This window comes from Microbacterium sp. NPDC056052 (genome assembly GCF_042266785.1).
GTDB lineage: Bacteria > Actinomycetota > Actinomycetes > Actinomycetales > Microbacteriaceae > Microbacterium.
This window is the reverse complement of sequence record NZ_JBHJWV010000002.1, coordinates 195182-207611: the sequence shown is the minus strand read 5'-3', so window position 1 is coordinate 207611 and position 12430 is coordinate 195182. Positions and strand designations below refer to the sequence as shown.

The window sequence follows — 12430 nt, the reverse complement described above, 5'->3', positions numbered from 1 at the left end:
GCAGCCGGTTCCGTGTCGCCCCGCGACCGCACCCAGGATCCGCAAAGGGCGCGAGGCGTAAACTCCCAGGGTGCTGCTCTGCGTCACGGCGAATCACAAGACCGCCCCCTTCGACCTCCTCGAACGACTCAGTCGCACCCCGGATGACCTGGCCGGATCCCTTTCCGAAGGATCCAAGGGCGCCGTCGTGCTCGCGACCTGCAACCGCTTCGAGGCCTATGTCGACGTCGACGGCACGGCCGACGAGAGCGATGTCGCCCGGATCCTGAGCACCGTCTCGGAGCGCAGCGGCATCCCCGCCGACACCCTCAACGCCTCCTCTGCCGTGCACTCCGGCGCCCGGGTCGTGGAGCACCTCTTCGCCGTCGCGTCCGGACTCGAGTCCGTGGTCTCGGGCGAAGGCGAGATCGCCGGCCAGGTGCGGCGCGCGCTCACCTCGGCCCGCTCGCACGGCACCACCTCCCCCGAGCTCGAGCGCCTGTTCCAGCGCGCGAGCGAGGCGCAGCGCAAGGTCAAGAACGACACCGCCCTGGGGCGCGCAGGGCGGTCGCTCGTGCGCCTCGCCCTCGAGCTGGCCGATAGCCGCATCGCCGACTGGAGCGCCGCCCGCGTGCTGCTCGTCGGCACCGGCGCCTATGCCGCGGTGACCCTGGCGACGCTCCGCGAGCGCGGCGCCCACGACATCAGCGTGCACTCGCCCTCGGGACGCGGCGCCGCATTCGCCGCGAAGCACGGCATCCGCGCGCTGCCCAAGGCGGAGTACGCCCGCGCCGCCGCGCACGCCTCGATCGTGATCACCTGCACGAGCGCCGAGCAGCCCGTGCTCGATGCCGCGACCCTGCGCGAGGGCCGCGGGCCGGCGCTGTCCGCGCTGCCGACGCCGGACGGCTCGGCCGTCGACTGCCCGATCCCGGGCCACGGCTTCTCCGTCGGCGCGACGCCGTCGCAGCTCATCGTCGACCTGGGCATGCCGCGCAACGTGACGCCCGACGTCGCCCAGGTCGAGGGCGTCGCCCTGCTCGACCTGGAGACCATCCGCCTGCACGCGCCGCTCGAGGAGCTGCAGGCGACCGACGCCGCCCGCTCGATCGTGCGCGCCGCCGCCGCGACATTCCACGAGGTCGGCGCCCGCGAGAGCGTGACCCCGGCGGTCGTCGCCCTCCGCGCGCACATCTTCGGTCTGCTCGAGGCCGAGATCGACCGCGCCCGCAAGCGCGGTGATGACGGCGGACAGGTCGAGCAGGCGATGCGCCACCTCGCGGGCGTGCTGCTGCACACGCCGACCAGCCGTGCGCACGAGCTCGCCGCGCAGGGACGCGGATCCGAGTTCATCGCCGCCGTCGAGACGCTCTACGGCCTCAGCGCCGAGGTCGAGGCGCGGCAGGACGACGCCGCCACGGCCTGAACGGACGCCCTCACGATGAGCCTGGGACGGTGAGCGACGTGACAGACGAGGGTCCCTTCTTCCACGGAACCAAGGCTGATCTGCAGCCGGGGGACCTCCTCACGGCGGGATTCCGGTCGAACTACCGGCCCGAGGTCGTGATGAACCACATCTACTTCACCGCGCTGCGCGACGGGGCCGGCCTCGCCGCGGAGCTCGCGGCGGGCGACGGCGCCCCGCGCGTGTACCTCGTCGAGCCGACCGGCGCCTTCGAGGACGATCCGAACGTCACCGACAAGAAGTTCCCCGGCAACCCGACGCGCTCGTACCGCAGCGCGGATCCGCTCCGCGTGGTCGCCGAGGTCGACGACTGGACCCGGTTGACCCCGGAGGCGCTGCAGGACTGGCGCGACCGCCTGGCGTCGCTCCTCGCCGACGAGCGCGGCGAGATCATCAACTGAGGCGCCCCGCGCCGGCGCGGGCAGGCGCGGGGCGGGAAGGGACATTTTGAAGAGGACGGTGTGACGCCCGGGTGGCGGGCCCTCTGACCGCACGAAGAACTACGGCAGCAATGCGCAATCCGGAGCGGATGCTGCGAGACGAGCATCGAGAGTCAGCAGCGAGCATTGCGCCGCGCGTGCGAGCACGACGTACATCGCGTCGTACGCGCTGACGTTGTGCCGCAGTGCGTAGACAGCCGGCAGCATCGACATCATCGGCATCTGCTCGACGCCGAGCGCGTCGAACTCGCTGAACGCACGCAGCGCCTGCTCATCGGTGATCTGTCGGCTGAGGGACCATCCCCGGATGACGGAGGCGACTTCAGCCGTGAGGTGCTGCGGCGCCAGCAGCTCGTGCCCATCGATCAGCGCTGCCGCCCTTCGCCCCGCCTCGGTTCCGAACAGGATCTCGGCGACCGCTGATGCGTCGACGACGAGTGTCATCGTCCGGGTCGCTGCTCGGCGAGGACCTTCGCAGCCGGTTCGAGCGTGGCGACGCCGCGACTCGCGATCCGCTCCAGGAGCTCGGCACGACTCGGACGTGTCGCGAGGCGGTCGAGCTCGCGCAACAGATAGTCGCTGAGCGAGCGGCCCTCGAGCGCAGCCTTCGCCTTGAGCGCGCGGCTCGTCTCGTCGGAGACGTTGCGAACCTGAATCGTTGTCATGCGAATAGCATATCTCACATGCGTAGTGCATGCACACGTATTCTGTTTCGCTCGGATGCGAGACTGGTCCCATGGCCCTTCACATCACCGGAGACACCGCCGCCGACACCCTCCTCAGCGACAACCCGCTCGCCCTGCTCGTGGGCATGCTGCTGGATCAGCAGGTCGCGATGGAGACCGCCTTCGCCGGCCCGCTCAAGATCGAGCAGCGCACGGGCGCCGTCGACGCCGCCACGATCGCCGCCTACGATCCCGACGAGTTCCTCGCCGCGTTCAAGCAGTCGCCCTCGGTGCATCGCTTCCCTGGTTCCATGGCCGCCCGCGTGCAGACCCTGTGCGAGAGGCTCGTCGAGGACTGGGACGGCGACGCCGCGAACCTCTGGACCCGGGGGGATCCGGACGGCGCCGAGGTGCTGCGCCGGCTGAAGACCCTTCCCGGGTTCGGCGAGCAGAAGGCGAAGATCTTCTTGGCCCTGCTCGGCAAGCAGTACGGCTTCTCGGGCGCCGGCTGGCGCGAGGCCTCGGCGCCCTACGGCGAGGACGGATCCTTCCGTTCGGTCGCCGACATCGTCTCGCCCGAGTCGCTCACCAAGGTCAGGGAGCACAAGCGCGCGATGAAGGTTGCTGCCAAAGCCTGACCGGGCGCCCTTCGTCTCGCTGCGCTCGCTCAGGGACCGGGACCGCCCTCCCTTCGTCTCGCTGCGCTCGCTCAGGCACCGGGACCGCCCTCCCTCCGTCTCGCTGCGCTCGCTCAGGGACCGGTGGCTCACATCATGATCATGTCGGCGTCGCCGGCACGGTAGTCCTCGGTCGACGGCACAACCGGCGCCGACTCGACGCCCGTGCGGAAGCCGCGCACGGCGGCGAGCACGGGCGACGGCCCATCCAGCGCGATCTCCAGAGACCGCACCATGCGGGTCGGGAAGGCGTGCAGCCGGCGCGCCCCGACGGTCCCGCCGGCGCAGACCTCGGCATCGCCGTCGCGCACCCGATAGCCCGCGATCCGCTGCCCCTCGGCGAGCCCCTCCTCGAGTTCGAGGTGGTCGATCGCGACGTCCGCTCCGAAGTCGACGCGCCACCGGCCATCGGCAAGCATCGTGAGCTCGCCGTCGAGCGGAGCGCCGAACCGCCGCGCGAGCTCGGCTGCGTACTCCATGAGCCGCGCGAGATCCGCGACGTCGATGAGCCCGTCTCGGTTCGGCGGGACATTGAGCAGCAGGTTCGCGCCGAGGCCGAGCGAGCGGTAGTGGATCCCGAGCAGGTGCTCGAGGCTCTTCGGCTCATCCCCGGGCTGCCAGAACCAGCCGTGCCTCAGCGACACGTCACACTCCGGCGGCAGGTAGCGCGCCCCGCCGAGCCCGAGCATCGCGTCGGTGTGCACGTCGTTCGGCGTGACGTCGACGACGTACTCCACGGGGTCGGCCGCGAGGCCGTCCTCGTTGCCGATCCACCGGATGTCGGGGTCGCCCATGTTGAAGATCACGGCGCCCGGCTGATGCTCCCGCACGATGCCGGTGATCCGCGCCCAGTCGTAGACGCGGCCCGCGGATCCGGCGCCGTCGAACCACACCTCGACGAGGTCGCCGTACTGCGTGCAGAGCTCCACGAGCTGTGCACAGTAGACCTCGTCGTAGGCGGCCGGATCCGGGTAGCGCGGATCGTGCCGGTCCCACGGCGAGAGGTAGAGCCCCAGCCCCATCCCCGCTTCGGCACAGGCATCGGCGAGCTCGCGGACGACGTCGCCGCGGCCGCCTCGCCAGGGGCTCGCCGCGACCGAGTAGTCCGTCGTCACGGTCGGCCACAGGCAGAACCCGTCGTGGTGCTTCGCGGTGAGCACCACGTACGCGGCTCCCGCCGTCCGCGCGGCGGCCACCCACTGCCGTGCGTCGAGAAGTGCAGGGTCGAATCCGGATGCGGGAAGGGTGCCGTCACTCCACTCCACGCCGTAGAAGGTGTTGAGCCCGAAGTGCAGGAAGACGCCGACGCCGTCCCGCTGCCACTGCAGCTGGGCGGCCGTGGGATGCAGAGCGGCGGTCTGCGCGGAGATGGTGGTCACAGAGTCTCAGAGTAGGCGGGCTCTCCCGTCCGACGTCCGCAATTCAGGAGGGATTCGGCGGATGCGCGTCGAATCGCTGCCTCAGCGCGTATCCGACGCCTTCGTCCTGAGCGCGGTACGCGCGGCCTCAGGCGATGGCTTCCCCGATCGCGACGTCGAGCGCCGCGAAGTCCGCAAGCTCCAGGGCGGATCCCGCGTTCCAGGACCGCTCCGCCATCGCGCGCAGCGGTTCGCGGATCCCCCGGGCGACCTCGGCCGGGGTCTGCGCGTCCGGCCGGTCCGACCACACGGCGAACGACGCCCCGAGCAGCAGTGCGGGATAGGGGTGCACCAGCTCCTGCCGCACGGTGCCCTGCCCTTCGGGTCCCCATAGGGCGGGGAAGAGCCCCGGATGCCAGTCGGCGTCCCAGATGCGCGCCGCGGTCGGGTAGCGATAGCCCGCGTTCTCGCCGAGCACGTAGTAGAACATCGCGTCGTTGACGTTGACCAGCCGGTGGCCTGCGGCGACGGCGTCCGCGACGGGGCGCATCCCGGCGTTCCAGTTCGTCCACCAGGTCAGCACGACGTCGGGATCCAGCCGCTCCCTCGCGCTGCGCAGCAGGCCGTCGTTCCACGCGCGCGCCTCGAAGCCGCACTCCCGCAGATGCACGGCGACCCGGTTCACGAACGCGGTGAGCAGGTCGAACCCTGTGCCCTGCGCGCCGTAGCGCTCCGCGGCGGCCATCGCGAGCGCGGGGAACTCGGCCATCCGGTCGAAGTCCACGAACTCGTCGCCGCCGAGGTTCCAGCGGGTGCTGTGCGGGAAGACCGGGATCATGTCGTCGATCAGGGCGAGGGCGAAGCGGACAGGATCCTCGCGGGTGATGTCGAGGGCGTGATCCGTCTCGAGCCCCGGCGCTTCCGGCAGCCTCAGCTCGGGGTGCGCCGTCAGCACATGCTGCAGGTGGCCCGGCATGTCGAGCGACGGGATCAGCTCGATGTGCAGGTCGCGTGCGGTGGCGACGATGTCCGCTGCCTCGGCGCGGCCGATCCGCCCGTCCGAGACGATCTCGGGGAACGCCTCCGACTCGAGCCGGAATCCGGGGTTCTCGGAGAAGTGCCACTGAAAGACGTTGACGCCGACGTCCGCGCCGGCGTGCAGCTGCGCGCGGATCCACTCCGCCGGATAGTGTTTGCGGCCCGCGTCGAGGTGCAGGCCGCGCTCGGCGACGGCCGGCGCGGACTGCACCGCGCCCCGCGGGACAGCTCCCTGCGCACGGAGATTGTGCAGCAGCTGCCGGGTGGCGCGGAACACCCCAGCCGCGGAGGCCGCGGTCACCACGATGTCGTCCGCCACATCGATCGTGAACGACTCGTCGGCGCGATCCCGGGTCGCCAGCGGGCTCAGCCGCAGTCGGATCACCGGATCCGAGACGTCGGCGGCCGCCGCGATCCCACAGGCCCGCAGCTCGGCCTCGAGGCGCTCGGCCTCCCGGCGCAGGCCCCGGCTCGCCGCGATCACCCGCACCCGCTCCTGCTGCCACCTCCCACCCGCCGGCTCGAACGCCGTGGGCTGCGGGATCGCCATCCAGCGGGCCGGATCCGTCATCCCTTGACGCTCCCCTCCTCGACGCCCTTGAAGAACTGCTTCTGCAGGACGGCGAAGAGGACGATGATCGGCACGAGCGCGATCATCGTGCCGGCCGCGATCACGCGCGGATTGGATCCGAAGTTCGAGTTCAGGTAGTTCATGCCGACCGTGAGCGTGTAGTTCGCCGGATCCGAGAGCACCACGAGCGGCCAGAGGAACTCGTCCCAGGCGCCGATGAACGCGAACAGCGCGACCACCGAGACCATGCCGCGGATGTTCGGCCACACGATGTGGCGCAGGCGCTGCATCGTGTTGGCGCCGTCGATCGTCGCGGCGTCCAGGGTGTCCGCCGGGATCATTCGGCAGGCTGCGGCCATGAGCAGCACGTTGATCGCGGCGATCGCACCGGGCAGGAACACGCCCCACAGGGTGTTCGCCAGCCCCAGCGACTTGACCGTCAGGTACTGGCTCGTCAGCGTGACCTCGCCCGGCAGGAGCAGGGTGGAGAAGAAGATCGCCATCACGATCCCCTTGCCGCGGAACTTCAGGCACCCCAGGGCGTAGCCGCCGAGGGTCGCGAAGATCACATTGGTGATCACGGTGCCGACGCCGACCAGCAGCGAGTTGCGGGCGTAGTCGAGCACCGGGATCGTGCGGAAGACCTCCGCATAGTGGTCGAGCGTGGGAGCGCTCGGGATGAGGCTCGGCGGGAAGCCGTAGATGTTCTCGGCGGATCCCTTGAACGACGTGGAGAGCTGCCACAGGAACGGGAACACCATGATCCCGAGGACGACGACGAGCAGCACGTACTTGCCGATCAGCCCGGCCAGGGAGGGCTTCATGATGTCGGCGGATCCGCGCGTGCGGTACGCCTTCTCACGCCGCGGCGGACGGGTACGGTGCCCGCGGCCGGCCGGATCCTGAGCCGCGTGGAGGGCGGCCGTCGCCTGCTCCTCGATCACGCCGGCGCTGCCCGGGGTCTGGAAGGAAGTCATGCCGCCACCTCCGCGCGGTCCTTGGCATCGCGGCGCTCGGCGCGCTGCTGCGCGCGCAGGTCGCGGCGCGTGCGACGGCCCGCGAGGGCGTCGCGGATCATCTCGCCATTGTTGGCGATGCCGACCACGGTCAGCGGGATGAGGGTCAGCAGGAACAGCACGATCGAGATCGCCGAGGCGTAGCCGATCTGCCCGTTCAGGCCCTTGCCCATCGACTGGATGAGCATCACCATGCTCATCGACCGCCCTCCCGGTCCACCGGATCCGGAGGAGAGGATGAACAGCTCGGTGAAGACGCGCACCGCGGCCACGCAGATGAGCACCGAGACGAGCATCATCGGTCCGCGCACACCGGGCACGGTCACCGACCAGAACCGGCGCCAGGCGCCGGCGCCGTCCATCGCGGCCGCCTCGTGCAGCTCGCGCCCGACGTTCCCGAGGGCGGCGAGGTACACGACCATGTAGTAGCCGAGGCCCTTCCATACGGTCAGGCCGATCGCGCAGAAGATGAGCAGCCAGCGATCGGAGAGGAATTCGATCGGCCGGTCCGCGAGTCCGAAGAACGTCAGCGCCGAGTTGATCGTTCCGGTGCTGGAGAACAGGAACTCCCACACGATCGCGACGACCACGGCCGAAGCGATCACCGGGAAGTAGAACGTCGTGCGGAAGAATCCGATCGCTGGGATCTTCGCGCGCACCAGCAGCGCCAGCAGGAGCGGGAGGAAGGTGAGCAGCGGCACGCACACCAGCACGTACACGAGCGACGTGGTGAGCGCGTAGCCGAACCGCTCATCGCTCGCGAGGCGGGTGAAGTTGTCCAACCCCACGAAGGAGACGGGACGGAGGGGGCGGGCGTCCGTGAAGGCGAGCACCACCGTGTTCAGGAACGGCCACAGGGCGAAGACGAGCACCCAGACCACACCGGGAAGCACCAGCAGATACGGCGTGTACCAACGCTGTCTTCTCATCTGCTCACCCCCTCCTCTCACTCATCGGGTCACTTCGAGACGTTCTGGTTGGCGTAGTCCTGCGCCTTCTTCAGCGCGTCCTTCGCCGTGATGTCGCCCTTGATCGCGAGCGCGATCTGCTGCTTGGCGTAGTTCTCCATGGAGTCGACGTAGCCGCTGCCGGGTGCGCCGGGGACGCGGGCCTTGTCCATCTGCGCCGCCGCGAAGGTCGTCGCCTGGGTCTGCTCCGCGTTCTGCGCGGTGCCGGCGAAGGCGGACGGATCCTCGTTGGCCTTCTTCGTGCCGGGGAAGAAGCCGGCGGCGAGCTTCATGAACTCGACCTGGTTCGCGTCGTTCGTGACGTACTCGGCGAAGGCGACCGCGGCGGCCGGGCTCTTCGCGTTCTTGGAGACGCTGATGCCCTGCACGAACAGCGGCGGCTCGCCGAATCCGCCGGTCACCTTGACCGAGGGGAGCAGCGCGGGCGAGTTGACCGCGAGGTTCTTGTCGATGTAGTTCGGGCCCGCGGTCGTCCAGGCGACGCTGCCCTTGTTGAAGTTGTCGACGTTGGCGTTGGCGGTGCCGGCGTTCTGCAGCGCCTCGGGGCTGACCGCGCCCTCCTTGTACAGCTCGGCGTAGCGCTCGACGATCGCCTCGGCCTCGGGGGTGTCGAAGACGAACTTGCCGTCCTTGACCAAGTCGAAGGTCTTGCCCTGGTCGCTGATGTCGATCTGCAGCGACTTCGGGCTGGGCACGTCGGACAGCGTCGCGATGCCGAGCTTGCCGAGCTTCGACGCGGCCTCCAGCGTCTCGTCGAAGGTCTTCGGCGGGGCGGTGAGGCCGGCCTTGCCGAGCAGGTCCATGTTCCAGTAGTTCAGCTCGGTGCCGAGGTACCAGGGGAAGGCGTAGGTGCCCTCGAGCCCGTCGTAGGTGTAGGCCGCGACGCCGCCGTCGACGTAGTCGCCGATGATGGTCGAGTCCTTCTTCAGATCGGCGAGCTGGCCGGCCTTGGCGAGCTCCTGCGCGAACTCCGGCGGCAGGTTCACGACGTCGGGGAGCTCGTTCGACTCGGCCTGCTGCAGGATCTTGTCCTCGTAGCCGTCGGCGGGCTGGTCGATCCACTTGACCGTGACGCCGGGGTGCTCCTTCTCGAAGCTCTTCGCGATGTTCTCGAAGTACGGCGTGAACTTGTCGTTCTTCAGCGACCAGGTCTGGAACGTGACCGTGCCCTTGATCTCGCCGTCGGCGGATCCTCCTCCGGAGGCCGCCCCTCCCCCGGTGCAGGAGGTGAGAGCGAGCGCCGCGACCGCGGCGATGCCGACGGCGATAGTCGATCGGATCTTCATGGACGTGTTCTCCTTCGAAGTGTCCCGGGTGCATCGCCGGCCGGCGCTGGCATCCCATCACTAAAACGATATAGTGTGCCTAGCATGCCACAAGGACGCGGTATCGTCCAACAGCACCGCACACCGCCGACGCGGTGAACCAAATCCCTTCAGCGACTCAAGGAGGAACGCGATGAGCAGTCCCCGTCGCCCGAACATCGTGTTCGTACTGACCGACGACCACGCCTCGAATGCGATCGGCTGCTACGGATCGGTCGTCAACACCACGCCAGGCATCGACGCGATCGCGGCGGCCGGGATGCGCTTCGACCGCGCCCTGGTGGAGAACGCGCTGTGCACGCCGAGCCGGGCGGCGTTCCTCACCGGCACCTACAGCCACACGAGCGCCGTCACCACGCTCGCCACGCATCTGACGAACGACCACGAGACCTTCATCACGGCGCTCAAGACGGCGGGGTACCGCACCGCGATGTTCGGCAAGTGGCACCTCGGCCACGGCCCGGAGCACGATCCCGTGGGCTTCGACCACTGGGAGGTGCTGCCGGATCAGGGCGAGTACTTCGATCCCGAGTTCTTCACGCCGGACGGCCCGGTGCGCCACCAGGGCTACGTCACCGACCTCATCACCGACCACGCGATGGCGTGGATGGAGGCGCAGGGCGATGAGCCCTACTGCGTGCTGGTGTGGCACAAGGCCCCGCACCGCCCGTGGCTTCCGCACCCGCGGCACACGGACCTGTTCACGGATCCGATCCCGCTGCCGCCCACCTTCGACGACGACTACGACGGCCGCGGCACCCCCGCGCACCACGCCACGATGCGCATCGCCGACGACCTCACGGACATCGACCTCAAGGAGGATCCACCCGCCGAGCTCGGCTACGCCGAGCGCGCGGTGTGGAAGTACCAGCGCTACATGCAGGACTACCTGCGCTGCGTCGCCGCGGTGGACGAGGGCGTGCAGGCGCTCACCGGCTTCCTGCATGAGAGCGGCCGGTTCGACGACACGATCACGATCTACGCATCCGACCAGGGCTTCTACCTCGGCGAGCACGGCTGGTTCGACAAGCGGTTCATGTACGAGGAGTCGCTGCGGATGCCGCTCGTGCTCAGTTATCCCGCCCGCGTCGCAGCCGGCGGCAGCACGGATGCGCTCGTCTCGAACGTCGACATCGCGCAGACCCTGCTCGACTTCGCCGGGGTCGCGGCGCCCGAGGGCATGCAGGGCCGTAGCCTCGTGGAGCTCCTGACCGCGGAGGATCCGGCTCCGGTGCGCGACGCCCACTACTACCGGTTCTACGAGCACGACGATCACATGCACCACGTCTGGGCGCACTACGGCGTGCGCACCGACCGTTACAAGCTGATCTACTACTACGCCGACGGAATGGGGCTGCCCAACACGGGCGACACGTCCTATCCTCCGGAGTGGGAGCTCTTCGATCTGGAGAAGGATCCGTACGAGCTCACCAGCGTGCATCTCGATCCCGCGTACGCCGGCATCCGGCGTGAGCTGACCCTGAAGCTGTGGGATCTCCAGCAGGACCTCGGCGATTCCCCTCACCCGCGCCAACCCGTCCCGGAAGGACGTACTCGATGACCCTCGGCCCCGACGCCGCACCCTCCGCCGTTCCGCTGCGCCCGGACGCACCCTTGCGGTTCGGCGCGAACTACACCCCGTCGAAGGAGTGGATGCACTCCTGGCTCGACCTCGACCTCGACGTCGTGCGCCGCGACTTCGCCGGGCTCGCCGCGCTCGGGCTCGACCACGTGCGGATCTTCCCCCTCTGGCCGGTACTCCAGCCCAACCGGACCCTCATCCGGGAGAAGGCGGTCGCGGACGTGCGGGCCGTGGTCGACGTCGCCGCCGAGTTCGGCATGGACGCGAGCGTCGACGTGATCCAGGGCCACCTGTCGAGCTTCGACTTCATCCCGTCGTGGCTGTTCACCTGGCACGACAAGAACATGTTCACGCACCCGCAGGCGCTGAGCGGGCAGGTCGCGCTCGTGGAGCGCCTGGGTGCCGCGCTGCGCGACGCCCCGAACTTCCTCGGCTTCACGCTCGGCAACGAGGTCAACCAGTTCTCCGCGGCCGTGCACCCGCACCCGTGGCCTGTCACCCCCGACGAGGCGGCCGGCTGGCTCACCGCCCTGTTGGACGCGGCGGAGCGCTCCGCACCGGGGTTACCCCATGTGCACAGCGAGTACGACGCCGCCTGGTACATGGACGGCCACGGCTTCGTGCCGACGCACGCCAGCAGGATCGGCGCGATGACCACGGTGCACTCGTGGATCTTCAACGGCACCGCCCAGCGCTACGGCGGGCGGAGCGCGGCAAGCGACCGGCACGCCGAGTACATGATCGAGCTGTCCCGCGCCTTCGCTACGGATCCGCGCCGTCCGGTCTGGCTGCAGGAGGTCGGCGCACCGTCGAACTGCCTGACGCCCGAGCAGACCCCCGACTTCCTCGAGGCGACCGTGCGCGCCGCGACGCGCACGGAGAACCTCTGGGGCGTCACCTGGTGGTGCTCGCACGACGTGGGCCGCGAGCTCGCCGACTACCCCGAGCTCGAGTACTCTCTCGGACTGATCGACCAGACGGGCGAGGCCAAGCCCATCGGGCGACGCTTCGCGGAGATCATCCCCGAGCTGCGCGCGCGGCGGCAGGCTCCCGCCCGCACGACGGCGATCGTGATCGAGGTCGACGCGCAGGAGATCCCGGCCAGCCGTGCCGCGATGAGCCCAGGGGGCGCCATCTTCCAGGCGTGGGTCGACGTGTGCGAGGGCGGTCTCGACGCGACGTTCGTCACCTCCCGCACTGCGGCGGATCCGGCCGACCTCGCCGCGCGCGGGATCACCGACCTGATCCGTCCCGATCTGAGCACCGGATCCGGGACCTACTCCTCCAACAACACCGTCGTGGACCACACCGCACCCGCGCCGACGGTGTCCGCCTGACACGCCGCA

Annotated in this window: 12 protein-coding genes; 5 read left to right on the top strand and 7 right to left on the bottom strand. The window is 69.6% G+C overall.

Annotated features, from left to right (window positions below; translation table 11 throughout):
• Positions 1–70: 70 nt before the first annotated feature.
• Positions 71–1405 carry a glutamyl-tRNA reductase gene (locus tag ACFC1J_RS05060; RefSeq protein ID WP_375903105.1) on the top strand — a complete coding sequence of 445 codons (1335 nt, stop codon included), beginning with the start codon at positions 71–73 and terminating at the stop codon, positions 1403–1405.
• 29 nt (positions 1406–1434) lie between these two features.
• On the top strand, positions 1435–1845 hold the full coding sequence (gene arr, locus ACFC1J_RS05055) for an NAD(+)--rifampin ADP-ribosyltransferase (RefSeq protein ID WP_375903103.1): 411 nt from the start codon (positions 1435–1437) through the stop codon (positions 1843–1845).
• A 99-nt stretch (positions 1846–1944) separates the two neighbouring features.
• Here the strand turns inward: arr and ACFC1J_RS05050 are convergent, their stop codons facing one another.
• Positions 1945–2328: a type II toxin-antitoxin system VapC family toxin gene (locus ACFC1J_RS05050; protein ID WP_375903101.1), complete on the bottom strand. Its 384-nt coding sequence runs from the start codon at positions 2326–2328 to the stop codon at positions 1945–1947.
• A complete protein-coding gene (locus ACFC1J_RS05045) occupies positions 2325–2549 on the bottom strand; it encodes an antitoxin (RefSeq protein ID WP_292715576.1) in 225 nt (74 codons plus the stop codon). Before ACFC1J_RS05045 ends, ACFC1J_RS05050 begins: the two co-directional genes overlap by 4 nt.
• Before the next feature lie 71 nt (positions 2550–2620).
• Between ACFC1J_RS05045 and ACFC1J_RS05040 the strand changes: the two genes are divergently transcribed.
• Positions 2621–3187 (top strand): HhH-GPD-type base excision DNA repair protein, encoded by a 567-nt coding sequence (locus ACFC1J_RS05040; RefSeq protein WP_375903099.1) that lies wholly within the window; start codon positions 2621–2623, stop codon positions 3185–3187.
• A gap of 128 nt (positions 3188–3315) precedes the next feature.
• On the opposite strand, the gene ACFC1J_RS05035 is transcribed toward ACFC1J_RS05040, so the two are convergent.
• The 5 genes from ACFC1J_RS05035 to ACFC1J_RS05015 form a co-directional block, all read right to left on the bottom strand.
• Positions 3316–4605 (bottom strand): alpha-L-fucosidase, encoded by a 1290-nt coding sequence (locus tag ACFC1J_RS05035; protein WP_375903098.1) that lies wholly within the window; start codon positions 4603–4605, stop codon positions 3316–3318.
• A 127-nt stretch (positions 4606–4732) separates the two neighbouring features.
• Positions 4733–6193 (bottom strand): family 20 glycosylhydrolase, encoded by a 1461-nt coding sequence (locus tag ACFC1J_RS05030; RefSeq protein ID WP_375903096.1) that lies wholly within the window; start codon positions 6191–6193, stop codon positions 4733–4735.
• Positions 6190–7170: a carbohydrate ABC transporter permease gene (locus tag ACFC1J_RS05025; RefSeq protein ID WP_375903094.1), complete on the bottom strand. Its 981-nt coding sequence runs from the start codon at positions 7168–7170 to the stop codon at positions 6190–6192. Before ACFC1J_RS05025 ends, ACFC1J_RS05030 begins: the two co-directional genes overlap by 4 nt.
• Complete coding sequence (locus ACFC1J_RS05020; RefSeq protein ID WP_375903092.1) at positions 7167–8138, bottom strand: carbohydrate ABC transporter permease; 972 nt, start codon at positions 8136–8138, stop codon at positions 7167–7169. The genes ACFC1J_RS05025 and ACFC1J_RS05020 overlap by 4 nt, the downstream gene beginning before the upstream one ends.
• A 29-nt stretch (positions 8139–8167) precedes the next feature.
• Entirely contained in the window at positions 8168–9463 is a 1296-nt protein-coding gene (locus ACFC1J_RS05015; protein WP_375903090.1) for an ABC transporter substrate-binding protein, read from the bottom strand.
• 172 nt (positions 9464–9635) lie between these two features.
• Here ACFC1J_RS05015 and ACFC1J_RS05010 point away from each other — a divergent pair, with 172 nt between their 5' ends.
• On the top strand, positions 9636–11063 hold the full coding sequence (locus ACFC1J_RS05010) for a sulfatase (RefSeq protein ID WP_375903088.1): 1428 nt from the start codon (positions 9636–9638) through the stop codon (positions 11061–11063).
• The gene (locus tag ACFC1J_RS05005; protein WP_375903086.1) at positions 11060–12421 is read left to right on the top strand and encodes a glycosyl hydrolase; all 1362 of its coding nucleotides are present in this window, start codon (positions 11060–11062) and stop codon (positions 12419–12421) included. Before ACFC1J_RS05010 ends, ACFC1J_RS05005 begins: the two co-directional genes overlap by 4 nt.
• The last annotated feature ends 9 nt before the right edge of the window (positions 12422–12430 follow it).

What these genes read in the sequence shown, in the direction of transcription:
- ACFC1J_RS05050 (WP_375903101.1), bottom strand. Translation starts at nt 2,328, where the DNA reads ATGACACTCGTCGTCGACGCATCAGCGGTCGCCGAGATCCTGTTCGGA.
- ACFC1J_RS05045 (WP_292715576.1), bottom strand. Translation starts at nt 2,549, where the DNA reads ATGACAACGATTCAGGTTCGCAACGTCTCCGACGAGACGAGCCGCGCG.
- ACFC1J_RS05040 (WP_375903099.1), top strand. Translation starts at nt 2,621, where the DNA reads ATGGCCCTTCACATCACCGGAGACACCGCCGCCGACACCCTCCTCAGC.
- ACFC1J_RS05030 (WP_375903096.1), bottom strand. Translation starts at nt 6,193, where the DNA reads ATGACGGATCCGGCCCGCTGGATGGCGATCCCGCAGCCCACGGCGTTC.
- ACFC1J_RS05025 (WP_375903094.1), bottom strand. Translation starts at nt 7,170, where the DNA reads ATGACTTCCTTCCAGACCCCGGGCAGCGCCGGCGTGATCGAGGAGCAG.
- ACFC1J_RS05020 (WP_375903092.1), bottom strand. Translation starts at nt 8,138, where the DNA reads ATGAGAAGACAGCGTTGGTACACGCCGTATCTGCTGGTGCTTCCCGGT.
- ACFC1J_RS05015 (WP_375903090.1), bottom strand. Translation starts at nt 9,463, where the DNA reads ATGAAGATCCGATCGACTATCGCCGTCGGCATCGCCGCGGTCGCGGCG.
- ACFC1J_RS05010 (WP_375903088.1), top strand. Translation starts at nt 9,636, where the DNA reads ATGAGCAGTCCCCGTCGCCCGAACATCGTGTTCGTACTGACCGACGAC.
- ACFC1J_RS05005 (WP_375903086.1), top strand. Translation starts at nt 11,060, where the DNA reads ATGACCCTCGGCCCCGACGCCGCACCCTCCGCCGTTCCGCTGCGCCCG.